Annotated in this window: 18 protein-coding genes; 2 read left to right on the forward strand and 16 right to left on the reverse strand. The window is 67.7% G+C overall.

Annotated elements, in window-relative coordinates:
• Positions 1–10: 10 nt before the first annotated feature.
• Entirely contained in the window at positions 11–3,079 is a 3,069-nt protein-coding gene (fdnG, locus tag ABE485_RS22270; RefSeq protein ID WP_346517435.1) for a formate dehydrogenase-N subunit alpha, read from the reverse strand.
• 285 nt (positions 3,080–3,364) lie between these two features.
• Here fdnG and ABE485_RS22275 point away from each other — a divergent pair, with 285 nt between their 5' ends.
• Together ABE485_RS22275 and ABE485_RS22280 are read left to right on the forward strand one after the other, a co-directional pair.
• Complete coding sequence (locus ABE485_RS22275) at positions 3,365–4,939, forward strand: DUF1254 domain-containing protein (protein ID WP_346517436.1); 1,575 nt, start codon at positions 3,365–3,367, stop codon at positions 4,937–4,939.
• Positions 4,940–5,016: 77 nt separating this feature from the next.
• Positions 5,017–5,523 carry an acyl-CoA thioesterase gene (locus ABE485_RS22280; protein WP_346517437.1) on the forward strand — a complete coding sequence of 169 codons (507 nt, stop codon included), beginning with the start codon at positions 5,017–5,019 and terminating at the stop codon, positions 5,521–5,523.
• 74 nt (positions 5,524–5,597) lie between these two features.
• Here the strand turns inward: ABE485_RS22280 and ABE485_RS22285 are convergent, their stop codons facing one another.
• The 15 genes from ABE485_RS22285 to ABE485_RS22355 all read right to left on the reverse strand — a co-directional run bounded on the left by ABE485_RS22285 (position 5,598) and on the right by ABE485_RS22355 (position 19,221).
• On the reverse strand, positions 5,598–6,605 hold the full coding sequence (locus ABE485_RS22285) for a sterol desaturase family protein (RefSeq protein WP_346517438.1): 1,008 nt from the start codon (positions 6,603–6,605) through the stop codon (positions 5,598–5,600).
• Between the two features lie 2 nt (positions 6,606–6,607).
• Positions 6,608–7,411, reverse strand: coding sequence for a polysaccharide deacetylase family protein (locus ABE485_RS22290; RefSeq protein ID WP_346517439.1), 804 nt, complete (start codon positions 7,409–7,411; stop codon positions 6,608–6,610).
• Entirely contained in the window at positions 7,395–8,375 is a 981-nt protein-coding gene (locus ABE485_RS22295; RefSeq protein ID WP_346517450.1) for a YncE family protein, read from the reverse strand. The genes ABE485_RS22290 and ABE485_RS22295 overlap by 17 nt, the downstream gene beginning before the upstream one ends.
• Before the next feature lie 195 nt (positions 8,376–8,570).
• On the reverse strand, positions 8,571–9,419 hold the full coding sequence (locus ABE485_RS22300) for a DUF2950 family protein (protein ID WP_346517440.1): 849 nt from the start codon (positions 9,417–9,419) through the stop codon (positions 8,571–8,573).
• A 23-nt stretch (positions 9,420–9,442) separates the two neighbouring features.
• Positions 9,443–10,912, reverse strand: coding sequence for a DUF3300 domain-containing protein (locus ABE485_RS22305; RefSeq protein ID WP_346517441.1), 1,470 nt, complete (start codon positions 10,910–10,912; stop codon positions 9,443–9,445).
• A 131-nt stretch (positions 10,913–11,043) separates the two neighbouring features.
• Complete coding sequence (locus ABE485_RS22310) at positions 11,044–11,259, reverse strand: TOBE domain-containing protein (protein ID WP_006227327.1); 216 nt, start codon at positions 11,257–11,259, stop codon at positions 11,044–11,046.
• Between the two features lie 67 nt (positions 11,260–11,326).
• Positions 11,327–12,226 (reverse strand): ATP-binding cassette domain-containing protein, encoded by a 900-nt coding sequence (locus tag ABE485_RS22315; protein ID WP_346517442.1) that lies wholly within the window; start codon positions 12,224–12,226, stop codon positions 11,327–11,329.
• A gap of 34 nt (positions 12,227–12,260) precedes the next feature.
• The gene (locus ABE485_RS22320) at positions 12,261–13,088 is read right to left on the reverse strand and encodes a MetQ/NlpA family ABC transporter substrate-binding protein (protein ID WP_346517443.1); all 828 of its coding nucleotides are present in this window, start codon (positions 13,086–13,088) and stop codon (positions 12,261–12,263) included.
• A 15-nt stretch (positions 13,089–13,103) separates the two neighbouring features.
• Positions 13,104–13,766: a methionine ABC transporter permease gene (locus ABE485_RS22325; RefSeq protein ID WP_346517451.1), complete on the reverse strand. Its 663-nt coding sequence runs from the start codon at positions 13,764–13,766 to the stop codon at positions 13,104–13,106.
• Positions 13,766–14,575, reverse strand: coding sequence for a methionine ABC transporter ATP-binding protein (locus tag ABE485_RS22330; protein WP_346517444.1), 810 nt, complete (start codon positions 14,573–14,575; stop codon positions 13,766–13,768). Before ABE485_RS22330 ends, ABE485_RS22325 begins: the two co-directional genes overlap by 1 nt.
• Positions 14,576–14,586: 11 nt before the next feature.
• Positions 14,587–15,813 carry an acyl-CoA dehydrogenase family protein gene (locus ABE485_RS22335; RefSeq protein ID WP_346517445.1) on the reverse strand — a complete coding sequence of 409 codons (1,227 nt, stop codon included), beginning with the start codon at positions 15,811–15,813 and terminating at the stop codon, positions 14,587–14,589.
• On the reverse strand, positions 15,813–16,616 hold the full coding sequence (locus ABE485_RS22340) for an ABC transporter permease subunit (RefSeq protein WP_346517446.1): 804 nt from the start codon (positions 16,614–16,616) through the stop codon (positions 15,813–15,815). Before ABE485_RS22340 ends, ABE485_RS22335 begins: the two co-directional genes overlap by 1 nt.
• Complete coding sequence (gene ssuD, locus ABE485_RS22345) at positions 16,616–17,788, reverse strand: FMNH2-dependent alkanesulfonate monooxygenase (protein WP_346517447.1); 1,173 nt, start codon at positions 17,786–17,788, stop codon at positions 16,616–16,618. The genes ABE485_RS22340 and ssuD overlap by 1 nt, the downstream gene beginning before the upstream one ends.
• Before the next feature lie 14 nt (positions 17,789–17,802).
• Positions 17,803–18,396: an NADPH-dependent FMN reductase gene (gene ssuE, locus ABE485_RS22350; RefSeq protein ID WP_346517448.1), complete on the reverse strand. Its 594-nt coding sequence runs from the start codon at positions 18,394–18,396 to the stop codon at positions 17,803–17,805.
• A gap of 21 nt (positions 18,397–18,417) precedes the next feature.
• Entirely contained in the window at positions 18,418–19,221 is an 804-nt protein-coding gene (locus ABE485_RS22355; RefSeq protein ID WP_346517449.1) for a MetQ/NlpA family ABC transporter substrate-binding protein, read from the reverse strand.
• Positions 19,222–19,571 lie beyond the last annotated feature (350 nt).

Genomic DNA, 19,571 nt, shown 5'->3' on the forward strand with positions numbered 1-19,571 from the left:
GTCGGTTCTCCTATGCCTTCTCGACCTTGACCAGGAACGACTTGAATTCCGGCGTCTGGGAATTGCCGTCGCCCACGAACGGTGTCAGGGTGTTGGTGAGGAAGCCGGGCCTGGCGACGCCCACGAAGCCCCAGTGGATGGGAATCCCCACCTGATGCACCGTCTTGCCTTCGATGGTCAGGGGACGAAGCCGCTTGGTGACCAAAGCCACCGCCTTGATGTAGCCGCGGTTGGAAGACACCTTCACGCGCGATCCGTTGGGGATGCCGATTTCCTTGGCCAGCGCCTCGCCGATTTCGACGAACTGCTCGGGCTGCAGGATGGCATTGATGCGGACGTTCTTGGTCCAGTAGTGGAAGTGCTCGGTCAGGCGATAGGTGGTGGCTACGTGCGGGAAGTTTTCCACGGTGCCCATCGCGGCCAGGTCATCCTTGAAGATGCGCGCGGCCGGATTGCTGGTGACGCCCTTTGCCTTGGGGTGCAGCGGGTTGTAGCCCAGCGGGTTCTCGAAGGGTTCGTAGTGTTCCGGGAACGGTCCTTCGGCCATGCCCGCCCGCGCGAAGAAGCGCGCCACGCCTTCGGGGTTCATGATGAACGGACCCATGCCGCCCGCGGGATTTTCATCGCCCTTGAAGTCGGGGATGTCCGCGCCGGCCCAGATCTTGCCGTTCCAGGAGATGAGCTTGCGCCGCGGATCGAACGGCTTGCCTTCCAGGTCGCACGAGGCGCGGTTGTAAAGAATGCGGCGGTTGGCCGGCCACGCCCAGGCCCAGTTCAGGGTCTGGCCGATGCCGGTGGGGTCGCTGTTGTCGCGGCGCGCCATGAGGTTGCCGCCCGGGCCCCAGGCGCCGGCGAAGATCCAGCAGCCGCTGGACGTGGAACCGTCGTCGCGCAATTCCGCAAAGCCCGCGAGCTGCTCGCCGCCCCTGCGCGTGATTTTCGTGGGGTCCTTGGGATCGACCAGGTCCACGAGCGCCCTGCCCGCGTATTCCTTGGCCAATTCCTCGGCGGAGGGGTTTTGCGGATTGGAGTAGGGCCACGACAGATTGACGATCGGGTCGGGGTACTTGCCGCCCTCGTCCTGGTACATCTTGCGCAGGCGCGTGAAGATGAGCGCCATGATTTCGATGTCGCTCTTGGCTTCGCCCGGGGGTTCCGCGCCCTTCCAGTGCCATTGCAGCCAGCGGCCGGAATTGACCAGGGCGCCGTCTTCCTCGGCGAAACAGGTGGTGGGCAGGCGGAAGACCTCGGTCTGGATCTTGGCGGGATCCACGTCGTTGGCCTCGCCGGCGTTGCGCCAGAATTCCGAGGTTTCAGTGACCAGCGGGTCCATGATGACCAGGAACTTCAGCTTGGCGAAGCCGTCGTTCAGCTTGGCCTTGTTGGGCGCCGCGGCCAGCGGGTTGAAGCCCTGCGCGATGTAGCCGTTCATCTTGCCCTGGACCATGAGCTCGTAGACTTGCAGCATGTCGTAGAGCTTGTCCAGCTTGGGCAGGTAGTCGAACGCCCAGTTGTTCTCGGCCGTGGCGGCGTTGCCCCACCAGGCCTTCATCAGGCTGACGTGGAACTTGTTGTAGTTCTGCCAGTAGCTGAGCTGGTTGGGGCGCAGCGGCTTGAGCGTGCGCGACTCGATGTACTTGCCGAAGTCCTGCTCGGGTTCGTTGGGCAGCGTCATGTAGCCCGGCAGCAGGTTCGACATCAGGCCCAGGTCGGTCAGGCCCTGGATGTTCGAGTGCCCGCGCAGCGCGTTCATGCCGCCGCCTGCGATGCCGATGTTGCCCAGCAACAGCTGCACCATGGCGCCCGTGCGGATGATCTGCGATCCGATCGAATGCTGCGTCCAGCCCAGGGCGTACAGGATGGTGGCCGCGCGGTTGGTTGTGGCCGTGGAAGCGAGCATGTCGCACACCGTCAGGAACTTGTCCTTGGGCGTGCCGCAGACGCGCTCGACCATTTCAGTCGTGTAGCGCGAGTAGTGCTTCTTCAGGAGCTGGTAGACCGTCCGCGGATGCTGCAGCGTGGGGTCGGTCTTGACGAAGCCGTCATCGCCGCGCTCGTAGTCCCAGCTTGCCTTGTCGTAGGTGCGCTTTTCGGCGTTGTAGCCGGAGTAAAGCCCCGCGTCGAACGTGAAGTCCTCGCGCACGATGAAGGAAAAGTCGGTGTAGTTGCGCACGTACTCGTGCTGGATCTTGTCGTGATCCAACAGGTACTTGATGACGCCGCCCAGGAAAATGATGTCGGTGCCGGTGCGTATGGGCGCGTAGAAGTCCGCCACGGATGCCGAGCGCGTGAAGCGCGGATCCACGACGATCAGCTTCGCCTTGTTATGGGCCTTTGCTTCCGTGACCCATTTGAACCCGCAAGGGTGGGCCTCGGCGGCATTGCCGCCCATGATCAATACTATGTCCGCGTTCTTGATGTCGACCCAATGGTTCGTCATCGCTCCACGGCCAAACGTCGGGGCAAGACCTGCCACCGTCGGGCCATGTCAGACACGGGCTTGATTGTCGAACGCCAGCATCCCCATGCTGCGCACGGTCTTGTGCGTGATGTAGCCGACCTCGTTGCTGCTTGCCGAGGCCGCCAGCATGCCGGTGGTGAGCCACCGGTTGACTGTCTTGCCGTCCGCGGTCTTCTCGACGAAGTTGGCGTCGCGGTCGGCTTTCATGAGCTTGGTGATGCGGGTCAGGGCGTCGTCCCACGACATCCGCACCCACTTGTCCGACCCGGGCGCCCGGTATTCCGGGAACTTGAGGCGGTTGGGGCTGTGGATGAAGTCGATCAGGGCCGCGCCCTTCGGACAGAGGGTGCCGCGGTTGACGGGGTGGTCCGGATCGCCCTCGATGTGCATGATGCTGGCGCGGGCATTCTTCGAGCCGTCGCCCAAGCCGTACATCAGCAGACCACAGGCGACCGAACAGTAGGGACAGGTGTTGCGCGTTTCTGTCATGCGCGCAAGCTTGAACTGGCGTACTTCGGCCATGGCCGTGCCGGGGGCAGCCCCCAGCAAAGCCAGGCTGGAGCCTGCCAGCGTCGCACCGGTCACCTTGAAGAACTGGCGGCGATTCATGTTGACCATGAAGCACTCCTCTCCTGGTGAATGAAGAAAGCCGGACCCGAATTCAGGAAAGGCCCTACGGCTTCCACGGATATGGAAGCTAGTATATGCCCACGATTCGGCGCGCGCCATGCGGCGTCCGGCTGACGCAGTCTGAAATCTGGCGTCAAAATCCGCTTTTTTCGGGGATTTTGCGCGAATGCCGCGCTGCTACCATGGCGGGCGGCGATGCCATTGCGGCGGCGCCGCACTGCCCGGGCCGCCGCTGCCGCCGCCCCTTGTCTATGCATGACCGTTGGAGCGCCGATGCGCCGCCTTGCCCCCCTGGCCCTGTTCCTGGCCTGCGCCATGCTGGCGTTGACGTCCCCTGCCGCGCTGGCGGCCCCCGCCGCGCTGACGCCGGCCGCCGCGGCGACCGAGTCTGCCCAGCAGGCGGCCATGGAGGGCTACCTGTACTTCTATCCGCTGGTCGCCATGGACCTGACCCGGCGCCAGTTCACGCACCCGGCCCGGGGAGCCCAGGGCGCGTCCGCCAATACCTTCCTGCATGGGCGCACCCTGCCCCAGGCCGGCGCCGCCACGCCCTGGGCCAATCCGGACATGCTGCGCAGCACGGCGTGGGTGGACCTGACGGACGGGCCGGTCGTGCTGTCCGTGCCGGATACGCAGGGGCGGCTGTACACGCTGACGCTGCTGGACATGTGGACGGACGTATTCGCCACGCTGGGTAAGCGCAGCACGGGCACCGGCAAGGGCAACACCGTGATCGTGCCGCCGGGCTGGTCGGGCACCCTGCCGTCGGGCATGGCGCGTCTGGACGCGCCCACCACCCACGTCTGGGCCAAGACCCTGATCCAGGCCGCCGGCGCCGCCGACTTGCCGGCGGTCAACGCGCTGCAGGACGGCTTCGTCCTGACCCCGCTGGCGCAGTGGAACCTGCCCGCGCAACCGCCGCGCGTGAGGCCGGACCCGTCGCTGGACCTGAAGATCCCGGTGCGCGAGCAGGTGGACTCCATGCCCACCGAAGCGTTCTTCACCTATGCCGCGGAGCTGCTGCGCAAGCATCCGCCCCACGCCACGGACCAGCCGGTGCTGGCCCAGCTGCGTCGCGTGGGACTGGTCCCGGGCCGCAATTTCGAAGTCGACAAGCTCGACCACGCCGCCACGCAGGGCATGCGGCGCGGCGTGCGCGCCGCGCGCGAACGCATGGACGCCGCCGCCGGCAACTCCCTGCGCGGCGCGAACGGCTGGCAGCAGGAAACGGCCAGCATCGGCGTCTATGGCAACGCCTGGCTGCGCCGCGCGCTGACGGCCCAGGCGCAGCCGGGCGCCGGCCTGCCCGAAGACCTGACCGTGTTGCTGCTGGCTGCCGACAGCCAGGGCGCGCTGCTCGATGGCGCGCATCGCTATGCGCTGCATTTCGAGCGCGAACAGTTGCCGCCCGCGGACGCGCTGTGGTCGCTGGCCGCCTATGACCCGCAGGGCATGCCCGTGCCCAATCCGGTCAACCGATACGCGCTGGGCGACCGGGATCCGCTGCGCTACAACCCCGACGGTTCGCTGGACCTGGTGTTCAGCCATGCCGCGCCCGCGCCCGATGAGCAGTCGAACTGGCTGCCGATCCCCGCGGCGGGGCCGGTGGGCGTGCTGCTGCGCGTCTATTCGCCCGGTCCGGCCGTGGTGGACGGATTATGGGCGCCGCCCGCCGTGCGCCGGGACGAACCGGAAGCGGCGGCGGATACGGCGCCCGCGCCGCAGGCTCCGGCCGAATCGCCAGCCGCCGCGACTCCCTCGCCCCCTGCCGCTGCCCCGGCATCCGCTGCTTCGGCCGCTGCCGCCCCCGCCCGCGCCGCGCCGGCGGCGGCCGTCAAGAAACCCTGAACACCGCCCAGGAGTTGGCGCCATGTCAGGCGCCAGCCGCTAACATTGGCGTTTTATTCAAGAATGAGCCGCCCGCCATGGACGACGCCTTTAGCCACCAATTGTCGATGACCATCCTGATGACGCCGGACATGGCGAATTTCTCGGGAAATGTGCACGGCGGAACCATCCTCAAGTATCTGGACCAGGTGGCCTACGCCTGTGCCAGCCGGTACGCCGGCCAATATGTCGTGACCCTGTCGGTCGACCAGGTGGTCTTCCGCGAACCGATCCACGTCGGCGAACTGGTGACGTTCCTGGCGGCCGTGAACTACACGGGCCGCACGTCGATGGAAATCGGCATCAAGGTGGTCACCGAAGACATCCGCAAGAAGCTGGTGCGCCACACCAACAGCTGCTACTTCACGATGGTGGCGGTGGACGAACAAGGCGCCCCCACCGCCGTGCCGCCGCTCGAGCCCCGCACGCTGGAAGAGAAGCAGCGCTTCAAGGCGGCCGGCCTGCGCCGCGAACTGCGCCAGGAAATGGAACGCCGGCACGGCGAGATCAAGCGCGAAACCACGCACGACGCGCCCGACGCCTGAGTCCGCGGCCGGAATGAAGCTTCCGGCCTGCCCCAAAAAAAAGAAGGCTGGATCACGTCCAGCCTTCTTTTTTTTCAGGCGCGTTCCACGCCGGCGGGCGGCGCGGGCGGGGCTGCGGCGGGTTCGCGGTCGCGGCCCAGCATGCGCTTGATGCCCAGCCACTGCTGCGACCAGAAGCCGCGGCCGTAGTCGCGTCCGCCCAGTTCGGCCTGCTGGTCGTGGATGCCGGTGGGACCGTAGCCCACGCCGAAACGGGCCGTGCGGAACAGGACGTCCCAGATGGGGAACAGCGCCGCAAAGTTGTAGCCCCCCACCGGCCCCGGCGACGAGGCGTCGTAGGCGATGGAGTGGTGGTGGCGGTGAAAGCGCGGGCTGACCAGCAGGCGTTCGCCCAGCGCGCCGAAATGCATGCGCAGGTTGGCGTGCGAGAAGCTCTGCGCCAGCTGGGTGATGGCCACCACCATGACGAACTGCGCGGGCGGCACGCCCACCAGCTGCGACACGAATACGACCAGCACGTCGCGCAGCATGTCGTCCAGCAGATGGTTGCGGTCGTCGCTCCAGATGGTCATCTGGCGCTGGCTGTGGTGCACGGCGTGCAGCGCCCAGAGCCAGCCGAAACGGTGCTGCGCCCGGTGGTAGAAGTAGTCCACCGCGTCGAACAGCAGCAGGTAGATGATGAGGCTGACCCAGGCCTTGTCCGTTACGCCGGGCCAGTACTGGTCCAGCTGGAACGGCGCGAAGCCCCAGACGTGCAGCTGGCCGAAGATGCTGTCCCAGAACGGATCGATGGTAAAGAACAGCACCAGCCGGAACGCGCCCAGGCGGTGGATCAGGGTGTACAGGACGTCGATGCCGATCTGGCGGCGGTCGGTGACGGGTTCGACCGGACGCAGGCGCTGCAGCGGGCCGAACACCAGCACCAGCACCGCGACCTGCAGCAGCCCGACCAGCAGCCACATCGTGGCGTCATAGCCGTCTTCGATGAAGTTGCTCAGGCCCAGGTGGAACAGCGCGGGCTGAATCGCCGTCTCGAAGAGCCATTGCTGGCAGTCCCCGAAGAGTTGGCTAAGCGTATCCATGATCAATGATGCGTGGCGATCCAGTCGCGATAGGCCGGATGGGTGTTCAAGGTAGCGAAACAATAGCCCTTGCGCTGCAAACCTACAATCAGCGGCTCGAGCACGGCGGGCGCCCAGGGATCCTGGCGCGACCAGATGCCCAGGTGGGCCAGCAGGATGTCGCCTGGCTTGATGGTGCGCAGCGCCTGGTCCAGCAGCTTGGCGTTGGGGTATTTGTCGCTGGGCAGTTCGTCGCCCAGGAAGCCGGCCTGGGCCCAGCCCACGTGCTCGAAGCCGCAGGCCTTGGCCGCCTTGAGCAGGGCCGGCGAGGTCTTGCCTCCGGGTGCGCGGTACAGCGGCAGCATGTTCTGGCCCGTCATCTGGTGAAAGCGGCTGACGGAGCGCTTGATCTCGGCGCAGTACTGTTCAGCGGTCCATTCGGCCCGCTTGCCGGCATCGGGACCCGCGCTGGGCTTCACGCGGAATTTGCCGCCCGGCAGGTCGCCCTGCCAATAGACGTGGTCGTAGGTGTGCGAGCCGAAGGCATGGCCTTCCGCGGCGCGCGCCTTCCACCAGGGCGCCCACACGTCGTCCAGGCTGGACCCGTCGGTCAGCGTGCGCTCGTTGGCCAGGAAGAAGGTGACCTTGACGTGATGCCGGGCCAGCACGTCGGCGATCAGCGGCGCGACGCCCATGTGGCCGGTATCGAACGTCAGGTAGACCGGCTTGTCGCAGGTGGCGGCCGCAGGGGCCGCGCCGGCGGTTGCGGTTGCCGTCGCCAGCGTCAGGCACAGGGCCGCGTGGGGGATCCTACCGGGTAGGCGCATGGTTCAGCGTCCAGACGCCATGCGGCGACTTGCCCACGGAAACCTGATTGACGACCTTCTTTTGCTCCAGGTCGACCACGGTGAGCTTGCGCGCCCAGCGCGAGGTGACCAGCAGCGTCTTGCCGTCGGCCAGCACGTCCATGCAGTCGGGGCCGCCAGGCACCGGGAAGGTGTCGACGACGGCGAGCGTCTGCAGGTCGATGCGGCTGATGGAGTTGGCGGTGCGGTTGCTGACGAACAGGTGGCGGTGATCGCCTTGCGCGCGGAACGCGTGCGCGCCGGCGGCGGTCTGGATGCGCTTGACCAGCTTGGCCGGGCCGTTGCTGACGTCGTAGGCCTCGACGTAGGAATCGCCGGTCAGCGCCACCAGCAGGGTCTTCTGGTCGGGCGTGAGGAACACGTCGGCGGGCGTCTTGCCCACGGACACCGTCCATTTGGGCGTCTGCGTGGCCAGGTCGATGGCGATCAGCTGGTCGCTGTCCTGCAGCGTGACGTAGGCCGTCGTGCTGTGCTTGTCGATCATGATGTGGCTGGGCGTCTTGCCCGCCTGGATGCGTTTGACCAGCTTCAGGTCAAAGCCTTTTTCCAGCGGCTTCCAGGCATAGATGTCGATGTGGTCCAGGCGGTTGGCCGCCGTGACGAACCACTTCATGTCCGGCGAGAACTGCAGCTGGTAGGGATCGACGATGCCGGTCAGCGTGCGCTGCACTTCGCCCGTCTTGGGATCCATCAGGGTGATCGTATCGCCGGTGGCGTTGGCCACCATGAGCGACTTTTCATCGGGCGTCAGGTACAGGTGATGCGGCTCTTTGCCGGTGGGCACGCGCCGCAGTTCCTTGTAGGTGGCCGGATCGATGATGCTGACGTTGGCGTCCAGGGAATTCAGGACGAAAATCGGGGCGGAGGCCGCCGCTGCGCTAAGCGCCATCCCTACGCCGAAAAGGGCGTAGCGGACAAAATGCATGGGGTTCAATTTGAAGATCCGGCAAGGGGAAATCGGGCGGGGTCCCGGTGCTCGCCATTTTATGCACAGCCGCCTGACAAATGGGCCACAACGGCGACCCAAAACAGGCTTTGGCGACAAACGCACACGCCTGTTGCGAGGTCGCAACAGGCGTGCAATTCGGCCCTGATCAGGCCCCCATTCAAGCCCGCAAAATCAATTGGCGGCGGCGGCTTGCGCGTTCGCGTCGACCCAGCTTCCGTCGCGGATGTCGCGGTCGCGCAGCGCCGCCGCGCGCGCGGCGGTGGACGGGCCCAGATCGCTTTCCAGAACGGCGCCGTCGGGGCCGACGACGAAGGTTCCGATTCCTGTCTGGCCATACCGCGCGGGCCAGGCGACGATGCGGTACGAATTATCCTGTGCGCCCGGAATCACCTTGTAGCGGTAGCCGTAGTAGGCATCGTCCAGCGGCACGTCCGGCCCCATGGCCAACGCGTCCGGACCGAAGGCCTGCTCCGGCGCGCCGGGCAGCTCGGGCCAGTAAAGGCCGTCCCGGTAGCCGGGGCGGCTGACCAGGCGGCCCGCATAACGGCCCTGCCCCACGCCATCCCGATAGCGGGTCTGGGCGGCCTGAAGCTTCTCCAGGGTTTCAATGGCGGTGAGCTCGTTGCGGTCGATGGCGCGGCGGCGGATTTCCGCTTTGCCCGCAACCGGATCGAAGCGCCATCCCTGGCCGGCGCGCACGATCGGCACTGGCAGCGTCCATCCGGAATCGCCGACCGCCACCCAGGAGCGGCCATCGTCGGCCACGATGTCGTGCTTGCGCGACCAGGCCGCGAGGTACTTGTAGATATCTTCCTGGTCCACGCCGCCCGGCACGATCTGCCGGTGGTTCGGGCCCAGCACCTTGGCCAGGGCGTCGACGTCATTGAGGGCCAGCGCGTCGGTGAATGCCTGCGCGGCCGCCTGGGCGCTGGGATACACGCTTTGCGCCATGACGGGGGCCGCGAAGCCGAGCGCAAGCACCGACGCGGCGCAAAGCGCGCGTAAACGAGCAATCGTCATAGGAACTCCGTTGTCCATGGTGCTTATCTCCGGCCGCCGCCACCGCCCCGTCCGCCGCCGCCGCCGCGATGCGCCGCGCCGCCGCCGCGAGATGGCGCGCTCATGCCCGTGCTGCGATGGGAACCGCCGCCCCGGCTCATTTCGCCGCGCTGGTTCTGCTGCCGCATGCGGTCGCCATCGCCGGCGCCGCTCAGCGCGTTATGGCTGTTGGAGGCGCGGGCACGGTCGCGCGCGGCCGATTCGTCGGCGCGCTGGCGCTGGGCCGCGGCCTGCCGGTCCTGTGTGGAGACGCCGGAGGCGCGGTCGCCGGCCCGGTCCTGGGTGGACGTGCCGGTCGACCGGCCTTGCGCCCTGTCCTGGGTGGAAACGCTGGATGCGCGGTCGCGGGCGCCCTGGCCGCCCTGCGGCCCCTGGCCCTGCCCCCGGCCAGCCGCGCCTTCGCCCCTGCCCGCGCCCTGTCCGCGCCCGCCATCCGGACCGCTGTGGCCGGCAATGGGTTGCCCGGTCCGGCCTTCGAAGGACTGCGCGGCGCGCTGGCGTGCGGCGTCGCGCGAACCCGCTGCAGGCGCCGCGCCAGCCGCACGTCCGCCCTGTCCCGCCACCTGCGAACGGTTCTGCAGACCGGCCTGCCGCTGACTGTCGAAACGCTGGCGGCTGGCCTGGTCGGCATAGGGCGTATTGCCGCGATTGGCGGCATTGTGCTGCCAGGTGGACCGGTTATTGGTGACGTTGTTGCGGTCCATGCGGTTGTTGACATTGATGTTGTTGTAGCGGTCGACGTCGATATCGATGTCGCCATGTCCCCAATTGACGTCGCCCCACATGGAGTTGATGGCCGCGACGCCCAGCCCGAATCCGATGCCGGCGACCAGCGAGGTCGCGAACATCGACCCCGGCGGCGGCGGATAGTAGTAAGGGGGATAAGAGGGATACGCCCAGGCTCCGTAGACCACCGTCGGGTTGTAGCTGGGCACGTAGACCACCTGCGGGTCCGCGGGCTCGATCACCACGACGGTCTTTTCGTTTTGGGTCGTGGTCTTGACCGTCTGCTGCGGCGTGCTCTTCAGGTTGCCCGCCTTCTGGGCCTGCGTGCGCAGCCGCTGGACGGAATCCATGACGCCGTCGGGCTGCGCCAGGAAGGCGTCGCCGACGGACTTCACCCAGGCCGGCTCGCGGCCCATCATGTCCATGACCGAAGGAAAGGCGACCAGCGACTTGACGCTGGGATCCCAGGCTTCGCCTTCGGCCGCCTTGACGGCGTCGTCGCCCGATTGGCTGGTGTGCGCGGCCGACCATTTGGCGGCGGCCGCGATGTCGTCCGGGTAGGTGGCGCCCATGAGGATCTGCGACAGCAGCGAATCCGGGTAGAGCGCCACGGGCGCCATCAGCTGGTCCAGTTGCGCGTTGGTCAGCTTGGTTTGCGCCGCGGCCGGGAAGCAGACCGCCAGCCCCAGGCACATCAAGCCGATGAACCACTCTTGCAGTCGCCGCATTTCCGTTCTCCGTTCGCAAAGCATGTAACTACAAGCCAGGAGGAAACCGCCGGATATCGCGAAGACAATATATGCCTAACGCCGGCGCTTTGGAAGCGCCGACGGGGTACAACTTTCCTGCGCTTTTCGGCCTACAGCTTGGCGACGGACACTTCGGTCGCCTTGACGAAGGCCAGGACTTCGGTGCCCACCTGCAGGTCCAGCTCCTTGACCGAACGCGTGGTGATCACGGACGTGACGATGCCCGCCGGGGTGTCGACGTCCACCTCGGACACCACCGGTCCCAGGATGATTTCCTTGATCTTGCCGCGGAACTGGTTGCGTGCGTTGATGGATTGGATGCTCATGGTCTTGCTCCTGAAGTGAAGGGCGGCGCCGGGAATGGCGCCTGGATGGGTGAGCCGGCCCGCGACCTCACACCGCGAGCCTCAGATGACGGATCTGGATGACCGGCGCCAGGGGCCTGTCCGGGTCCGGAGTGTCCTGCTGGCGCAGCGCGGCACGCAGCACCCGTGCTTGCAGCGCCGCGAACGCGGCGGAACCGCGCGCGCGCGGCCGCGCCAGATCGACGCGTTCGTCCAGCACCACGCCGCCCTCGTCCAGCACCAGGATCCGGTCCGCCACGGCCACGGCCTCGCCGGCATCGTGGGTCGCCAGCACGGCCGTAAAGCCCTGCCCGCGCCAGGCGTCTTCCAGCACGCGCTGCATGCCGATGCGAGCCAGCGCGTCCAGGCCGGCGAGCGGCTCGTCCAGGAGCAGCAGGCCGGGACGGTGCGCCAGCGCGCGGGCCAGCGCCACGCGCTGGCGCTGCGCTTCGTTCAGGCTGGCGGGCCAGGCGCCGCCCAGCCCGGCCAGGCCCACCTGCTCCAGCGCGGCGCCGGCCAGGGCCTGGTCGGGCAAGCCCAGCGCGACGTTGTGCAGCACCCGCTTCCAGGGCAGCAGGCGCGCGTCGGGCAACAGCGTGCGCACGCGATGGTCGGGCGCCCATTGCGGAAAGTTGTCGAACAGCACCGGCGCCCGGGTGGGCGCGCCGCCCTGTTCGCCGCTGGGCGTTTCCGTGCCGGCCAGCAGACGCAGCAAGGTGCTTTTGCCGCTGCCGCCAGCGCCGACCACGGCCACGAATTCGCCGGCGGCGATCTCCAGGTCCAGCGCCTGCAGCGCATTGCGGCCGCCGTAGCGCTTGGCCAGCCCGCGCAGGGTCACGCGCAGCGCGGCGGGACGCGCGCCGCCGCCCTCGTGATCGTGATCCGGCGTGCCGCGACCTGGCGCTTCCAGGTGCTGCAGCAGCTCGAATTCGTTGGGGTGGATGAACATGGCAGCGGTTGAGCGCGCAGGCCGGCGGCCGGCCCTAGCGCGCCGCCTCCAGCTTCTGCTGATAGTCGGTCTTCACGAAGCCCGCGAAGGACTTTTCGGTGACGGCCAGGAACTCCGGCGACGCATAGGCCGCCGCGATGTCCTTCACATAGGGCTTGTCGCGGTCCGCCGTGCGCACCGCCACCAGGTTCTGGTAGGTGGGCGTGGTCTTTTCCAGCGCCAACGCCTCGGTCAGCTTCAGGCCCGACGCCAGCGCGAAGTTGCCGTTCACGAACGAGTAGTCGGTGTCTTCCAGCGAACGGGGCAGCTGCGCCGCTTCCAGCGGAATCAGCTTGATCTTCTTGACGTTGACCGCCACGTCCTTTTCGGACACCTGCAGCGGGTCGTAGCCGTCGCGCAGCTTCACCCAGCCCAGCTCCTGCAGCACGACCAGCGCGCGCGCCTGGTTGGTGGGATCGTTGGGCACGGCCACGCTCACGCCGTCGGGCGCCGCGTCGACGCTCTTGTACTTCTTGCTGTAGATGGCGATGGGCGCGGTGGGCACCTTCACCAGTTCGGACAGTTCCAGCTTGTTCTTGGCTGCGAAGTTCTTCAGGTACACGACGTGCTGGAACGCATTGGCGTCCAGCGCGCCCTGCGCCAGCGCGAAGTTCGGCTGCACGTAGTCGTTGAACTCCACGATCTTGACCGTGTAGCCCTGCTTTTCCAGGATGGGCTTGATGCCCAGCTTGATCTGGTCGCTGTAGGGGCCGGCGGTCGCGCCGAACACGATTTCCTTCTTGGCGGGATCGGCCGCCTGGGCGGCGCCGGCGAAGGTCAGCGCGGCCAGCGCCGCGCCCAGGAGATTGCGGTAGTGCGTCATGGTGGTCCTTTGGTGTCAGCGTTTGTCGATGCGTCGCGCGACGGTGTTGCCCGCGAACTGGATGATCTGCACCAGCACGACGAGCAGCGCCACGGTCAGCACCATCACGTCGGTCTGGAAGCGGTAATAGCCGTAGCGGATGGCCAGGTCGCCAATGCCGCCGCCGCCCACCACCCCGGCCACGGCCGAGTAGGACAGGAAGCTGACGGCCAGCACCGTCAGGGCCAGCACCAGCCCCGACCGCGCCTCGACCAGCAGCACGCGGCGCACGATCTGCAGCTCCGATGCGCCCGCGGCATGGGCGGCCTCGATCACGCCGCGCGGCACTTCGCGCAGGCATTGCTCGACCAGGCGGGCGAAATACGGAATGGCCGCGAAGGACAGCGGCACGGCCGCCGCGACCGGCCCGATGGAGGTGCCGGCGATCACCCGCGTGAACGGCACCAGCGCCACCAGCAGGATGATGAACGGAAAGGACCGCACCGTATTCACGGTCCAGCTGAGCAGGCGATGCGTCACGGGCCGGTCCAGCGACTGGCCCGGCCCGGTCAGGAACACCAGGATGCCGAGCGGGCCGCCCAGCAGGATGGACGCCGCGAGCGCGATCGCCAGCATCAGGAAAGTCTGCCCGACCGCCACGCCCAGCTCGGGCAGCAACTGCACAAAGGTTTCCAGCATCATGCGACCTCTTCATAGGGGTGGGTGGCCTCGCGGATCAGCTCGCGGCCCAGCGGCGAGGACAGGTGCACGTTGGCGCCCGAGATCTCGGCCTGCTCCAGCACCTGGCCGTTCTCCATCACCGCGACGTGGCGGCACAGGGCGCGCACCACGGCCAGTTCGTGCGTGACGATCACGATGGTCACACCCAGGCGCTTGTTGATGTCACGCAGCACGCTGAGCACCGAGCGCGTCGTCTCGGGATCCAGCGCCGAGGTGGGCTCGTCGCACAGCAGCACGGCGGGTTCGCTCGCAAGCGCGCGCGCGATCGCGACGCGCTGCTTCTGGCCGCCCGACAGCTGCGCGGGATGGCTGGCGGCCTTGTCCGTCAGCCCCACGATTTCCAGGCAGTCGCGCACCCGGGCGGCGACCTGCTGCCGGTCGCGTCCGCCGTGCACGCGCAGCGGGAAGGCCACGTTCTCGAATACCGTTTCGTTCTGCAGCAGGTTGAACTGCTGGAAGATCATGCCGATGTTCTGGCGCGCCGAACGCAGGTCGCGCTTGGACAGCGCGGTGAGCTCGGTGCCGGCCACCCGCACCGCGCCTTCGTCCGGACGCTCCAGCAGGTTGATCAGGCGCAGCAGGGTGGACTTGCCCGCGCCGCTCTTGCCGATGATGCCGAACGTGTCGCCCGCGCGGATCGACAGCGACACGTTGCGCACGGCGTCGAACCGCCCGGCGCGCGTGGCGAAGGACTTGCTCACCGCATCCAGGCGGATGACCGGCTGCGGCACGGCGGGGATATCGGACAAGGCGGAAATATCGGTCATTGCTCGGGCCATCACGAGTAGGCAGTGGGTTCGGGCACCTGGTCCAGCAGCGCGTAGCGCCCCAGGTCGCGGATCTTGTAGGACACGGGGTCGTGCAGGGTGTGCACGCGGGCGTTGCGCCAGTAGCGGTCGTAGCCGTAGCGCGCCGCGGTGGAACTGGCGCCCGTCACGTCGAACAGTTCCGATCCCACCGCCAGCGCGGCGCGATGCGCCAGCACCTTGGCCTGCGCGCCGGCCACGGCGACCTGCCCGCGCTCCTCGGCGGTCACGGACGGTCCGCGCGCCAGCGCGGCATCCAGCTTCAGTCCGGCCTGGTCGGCCAGGGCCTGCGCCGCCTGCACGCGCAGCCAGAATTCACCGAAGCGCTCCTGCACGTAGGGATCGTCCGCATGGCGCTGCACGCCCGAGGCGAACCACGGCTTGGCGTCTTCGCGCACGTAACGGCGCGCCTCCAGGTAGGCGCCGCGCGCGATGCCCAGGTAGAGATTGGTCATGATGAGCTGCGCCACCTGCGATCGCAGCGTGGCCCGCGCGGTGGGCGCGACGCCCGGCGCCTGCAGGACCTGGATGGCTTCGAGGCGGACATGGTCGAAACGCACGGTTCCGCTGTCCGTCTGGCGCTGGCCGAAGGCATCCCAGTCGGGATTGACCGTGATGCCGTCCGCGCGCGTCGGCAGCGCGGCGATCAGCGCCGTGCCGGACGGCTTGTGCCACGCGGAGAAGGTCAGCAGGTCGGATCCGATGGAACCCGAGCTGAAGCTCTTCACGCCGTCGATGCGGTAGCCGTCCAGTTCGGCGCGGGCGATGACGCGCCTGTCCAGCGGATTGAGCGCGTTGCCCCAGAAGAGCTGGCGTTCGGCGGTGGGCTGCAGGAAGTACGCCTGCTGCTCAGGCGTGCCATACAGCAGCACGCCGGCCACCTGCAGATGATGAAAGCCGAACACGTGCGCAAGCGCGCTGTCGACTTCGGCCAGCCGGCGCACCGCGGCCAGCACCTCGGACCAGCTTGCGCCCGCGCCGCCGTAGGCGGTGGGCACCGACAGCCGCAGCAGGCCGCTGGCGCGGATCAGTTCGCGCTCGTCCGCCGCGTGCCCGCCTGCGCGGTCGCGCGCGACGGCCGTGGCGGCAAGCCGGGCCGCCAGGGTTTCCAGCGGCGTGGCGACGCCGCTGGCGCCGGCCTGGGCGGGACTGGCGCCTTCGCCATGGCGGGCCTCTTGCCATGCAGGGATCTTGGCCATCAATGTATTCCTGAAAAGAGTTCCGGGCGCTGCGCCGGACTCCAGCGCAGCAGGTAGCGCCGCAGCGCATGGACTGCCGCAAAGGACGCCGCGCTCAGCAGGGCATACAGCACGATGGCCAGCACCGCGAGGTCGGTGCGCGCGGTTTCGTGCGCCTGCGCCGCCAGTTGCCCCAGGCCCGACGGAGCCGGAAAGCGTTCCAGCGCGACGAGAACCAGCCACACAAGAACCAGTCCCTGGCGCAACCCCGCCAGAATGGTTGGCAATGCGCCGGGCAAGAGGACGTGCAGCCACAGGGGCCAGCCCTGCAGGCCGTGTTCGCGGCCGGTTTCGAGCAGGCCCGCATCGACGCCGCGGATGCCGCGGACGGTGTGCAGGTACACCGGAAAAAACGCGCTCAGCGAGAGCAGCGCCAGCCTGGCCGCTTCGCCCACGCCCACCCACAGCAGGATCAGCGGCGCGAACGCCAGCACCGGCACCAGGCCCAGCGCCTGCAGCAGGCTGTCGGCCTGCGCGCCTGTCCTGCGCGCGACGCCGGCCAATGCGCCCAGGACCACGCCCGCTCCGCCGCCCAGCAGCACGCCGGTCAGCGCGCGCAGGCCGCTGACGCCTGCCTGTTCCCAGAGCGCTCCGGAACGCGCAAGCGCCGCGCCCGCCGCCGCCACCGACGAGGGCGCGGGCAGGATGCGTTCGGGCAGCCAGCCCGCCTGCGCGGCGGCCTGCCACGCGGCCAGGACCAGCAACGGCGCCAGCCAGCGTGCGGCGGGCAGGTCCGGACGGCCAAGGGTGCGTGCCGCGCCCATCAGCTTGCCGATTCCTTGGGAACCAGCTCGGTCGCCATGACTTCGCCGAAGGGTCCCGTCAGCACCGTGTTGCCGGGCTTGCGCTGGCCCTTTCCGGGCAGGAGCGGAAACACCAGTTCGGCGAAGCGGTACGACTCTTCCAGGTGCGGATATCCGGAGAAGATGAAGGTATCGATGCCGAGGTCCGCGTATTCCTGGATGCGCGCGGCGACGGTTTCGGGGTCGCCCACCAGCGCGGTGCCGGCGCCGCCGCGCACCAGGCCGACGCCCGCCCACAGGTTGGGCGATATTTCCAGGTGCGAGCGCCCGCCGTTGCCGTCGGAGAGCTGGCCGCCGTGCAGCGCGGCCATGCGGCGCTGGCCTTCGGAATCCATCTTGGCGAACGCCGCCTGCGCGGCCGCGACGGCGTCTTCGCTGAGATGGCTGATGAGTTCATCCGCGGCCGCCCACGCCGCTTCCGCGGTTTCGCGCACGATGACGTGCAGCCGGATCCCGAAGCGCACGCTGCGGCCATGGCGCGCGGCGCGTTCGCGCACATCGGCGATTTTCCGGGCGACGGCGTCGGGCGGTTCGCCCCAGGTCAGGTACACGTCGAGCTGTTCGGCCGCGAGTTCATGCGCGGCCTCGGACGAGCCGCCGAAGTACAGGGGCGGATAGGGTTTCTGGACCGGCGGATAGATCACCTTGCCGCCCTTGGACACAAGCTGCTCGCCCTCGAAGCTGAAGCCTTCGGCCTGGTGGCTGTTTTCGAGGATACCGCGCCAGATCTTCAGGTAATCGGCCGTGATGGCGTAGCGCTGGTCGTGGCTGACGAAGACGCCGTCGCCTTCGAGCTCGCCCGGATCGCCGCCGGTGACCACATTGACCAGCAGGCGTCCTTCGGACAGCCGGTCGAAAGTGGCGGCCATGCGCGCGGAGACCTGCGGCGAGCTGACGCCGGGGCGGATCGCGACGAGGAATTTGAGGTTGCGCGTGGCGCCGATCAGGCTGGACGCCACGACCCATGCGTCCTCGCAGGACCGGCCCGTGGGCAGCAGCACGCCGTCATAGCCCAGGGTGTCGGCGGCCACCGCGACCTGGCGGAAATAGTCATAGCTGGCGGCGCGCGCGCCGCGGCTGGTGCCGAGATAGCGGGAATCGCCGTGCGTGGGAATGAACCAGAAAACATCCATCGGAAAACTCCAGGTCAGACGCTGAACCCGCCCGCCAGCGCGAGACGGCCCAGGTCGTAGGCTTCGTTGACGGCGACGCCGCGCGGCAGCACCTGTTCGGAAAGGCGTTCGACCGAATCCTCGAGCCGTCCGCGCACGTCGTCATCGATGTCGGCGTTGCCTTCTTCGTCCAGGCGCACCTGCTTGTCGGTGGCGTAGACGCCGGCCAAGATGTGGCGCGCGCCAAGCGCCGACAGGACGGGCTTCAGGCCGTATTCCAGCGCCAGCAGATGCGCGGGACTGCCGCCGGTCGCGATCGGCAGCACGACCTTGCCGGCCAGCGCCTTTTCATCCAGCAGATCCAGCACGGCCTTCAGCCCGCCCGAGAACGAGGCTTTGTAGACCGGCGTGGAAATCAGCACCGCGTCCGCGGCCGCTACCCGCGCACGCAGCGCCCCGGCGGCCGCGCCGCTGTAGTGGCCTTCGATCAGCTCTTCGGCGGGGATGTCGCGCAAGCCCAGCTCGCTGATCCTCAGGCCGCGGCTGCGCAGGATCTGCGCGGCGTGGCGCAACAAGGCGGAAGAACGGGAACGCTGCGACGGGCTGCCCGCCAGGGTGAGGATGCTCATGATGAATCGTGGGTGCGTGCGTTAGAAGGCGGGAACGAGCGAGCCTTTGAATTCGCGCTCGATGTAGGCGCGCACTTCAGGCGACTGGTAGGCGGAGACGAGCTTCTTGACCCAGGGCTGGTCGCGGTCCTTGGTGCGCACGGCGATCAGGTTGGCGTAGGGGCCATCGGCGGCCTCGCGCCCGATGGCGTCGCGCGCGGGCACAAGACCCGCCTGTTCGGCGTAGTCGTTGTTGATGGACGCGGCGGTCAGGTCATCTAGCGAACGCGGCAACTGCGCGGCATCCAGCGCGACCAGCTTGAGCTTGCGCGGGTTGGACACGACGTCCAGCGGCGTGGCGTTGTTCTTCTGTTCGGCCTCGGGCTTGAGGGTGATGAGCTTGTAGGCGGCCAGCAGGCGCAAGGCACGGTTGCCGTTGGACGGGTCGTTCTGGATGCCGACCGATGCGCCTTCGGGCAGGTCATCCAGCGCTTTGATCTTGCGGGAGTAGAAGCCGAGCGGCGCGGTGACCGTCAGGCCCACGGGCACGATGTCGAAGCCGCGCGCCTTGATCTGGTTGTCGAGGAAGGGCTTGTGCTGGAAGGCGTTGGCATCGAGGTCGCCGGCATTCAAGGCGGCGTTGGGAAGCTGATAGTCGTTGAATTTGACGAGCTTGATCTGGAGACCGTCGCGGGCGGCGACTTTCTGGACGACATCGAAGATCTTTTCGGCGGTGCCGACGGAGATGCCGACAGTGATCGAAGACTTGTCCTGGGCCTGGACGGTTGCGGCGAATGCGAGCGTCAGTGCGGCGGTGGAGAGAAGGCGAGTAAGCGGTGACAACATGATGTCGTTTCCGGGTGCGTGAATGGTGGAGACGAGGTGATTCTGTCAGCGCGGGAGTGGGGGAAGAAATACTTAGTCGATATGAGGTTATGGGGGGAGGTGGGTTTGATTTTTTTTGGAAATATGCGGGTATTACTGGGGGTTTTGTTTATTGATCTATGAGTTGTTTGTGCGGGGGGTTGCGTGGAGGTTTAGGTTGGGTTCTTGAGGCGCCCGGTGCGGCGTGGGCCTGGGGTGGCGGGGCTACGATTGCGGTCCGGAGCGTTCGCTCCGGACTGCCCCTTCGTCATCCTCGTCACGGCCTTCGGCCGCTCCTTCGGATTCCCTCGGGCGCATCTACACGCCCCGCC

Origin of the sequence: Achromobacter spanius (assembly GCF_039673305.1) — a bacterium.
Lineage (GTDB): Bacteria > Pseudomonadota > Gammaproteobacteria > Burkholderiales > Burkholderiaceae_B > Achromobacter > Achromobacter spanius_F.

What these genes read in the sequence shown, in the direction of transcription:
- ABE485_RS22275 (WP_346517436.1), top strand. Translation starts at nt 3,365, where the DNA reads ATGCGCCGCCTTGCCCCCCTGGCCCTGTTCCTGGCCTGCGCCATGCTG.
- ABE485_RS22280 (WP_346517437.1), top strand. Translation starts at nt 5,017, where the DNA reads ATGGACGACGCCTTTAGCCACCAATTGTCGATGACCATCCTGATGACG.
- ABE485_RS22285 (WP_346517438.1), bottom strand. Translation starts at nt 6,605, where the DNA reads ATGGATACGCTTAGCCAACTCTTCGGGGACTGCCAGCAATGGCTCTTC.
- ABE485_RS22290 (WP_346517439.1), bottom strand. Translation starts at nt 7,411, where the DNA reads ATGCGCCTACCCGGTAGGATCCCCCACGCGGCCCTGTGCCTGACGCTG.
- ABE485_RS22295 (WP_346517450.1), bottom strand. Translation starts at nt 8,375, where the DNA reads ATGCATTTTGTCCGCTACGCCCTTTTCGGCGTAGGGATGGCGCTTAGC.
- ABE485_RS22300 (WP_346517440.1), bottom strand. Translation starts at nt 9,419, where the DNA reads ATGACGATTGCTCGTTTACGCGCGCTTTGCGCCGCGTCGGTGCTTGCG.
- ABE485_RS22305 (WP_346517441.1), bottom strand. Translation starts at nt 10,912, where the DNA reads ATGCGGCGACTGCAAGAGTGGTTCATCGGCTTGATGTGCCTGGGGCTG.
- ABE485_RS22310 (WP_006227327.1), bottom strand. Translation starts at nt 11,259, where the DNA reads ATGAGCATCCAATCCATCAACGCACGCAACCAGTTCCGCGGCAAGATC.
- ABE485_RS22315 (WP_346517442.1), bottom strand. Translation starts at nt 12,226, where the DNA reads ATGTTCATCCACCCCAACGAATTCGAGCTGCTGCAGCACCTGGAAGCG.
- ABE485_RS22320 (WP_346517443.1), bottom strand. Translation starts at nt 13,088, where the DNA reads ATGACGCACTACCGCAATCTCCTGGGCGCGGCGCTGGCCGCGCTGACC.
- ABE485_RS22325 (WP_346517451.1), bottom strand. Translation starts at nt 13,766, where the DNA reads ATGCTGGAAACCTTTGTGCAGTTGCTGCCCGAGCTGGGCGTGGCGGTC.
- ABE485_RS22330 (WP_346517444.1), bottom strand. Translation starts at nt 14,575, where the DNA reads ATGACCGATATTTCCGCCTTGTCCGATATCCCCGCCGTGCCGCAGCCG.
- ABE485_RS22335 (WP_346517445.1), bottom strand. Translation starts at nt 15,813, where the DNA reads ATGGCCAAGATCCCTGCATGGCAAGAGGCCCGCCATGGCGAAGGCGCC.
- ABE485_RS22340 (WP_346517446.1), bottom strand. Translation starts at nt 16,616, where the DNA reads ATGGGCGCGGCACGCACCCTTGGCCGTCCGGACCTGCCCGCCGCACGC.
- ssuD (WP_346517447.1), bottom strand. Translation starts at nt 17,788, where the DNA reads ATGGATGTTTTCTGGTTCATTCCCACGCACGGCGATTCCCGCTATCTC.
- ssuE (WP_346517448.1), bottom strand. Translation starts at nt 18,396, where the DNA reads ATGAGCATCCTCACCCTGGCGGGCAGCCCGTCGCAGCGTTCCCGTTCT.
- ABE485_RS22355 (WP_346517449.1), bottom strand. Translation starts at nt 19,221, where the DNA reads ATGTTGTCACCGCTTACTCGCCTTCTCTCCACCGCCGCACTGACGCTC.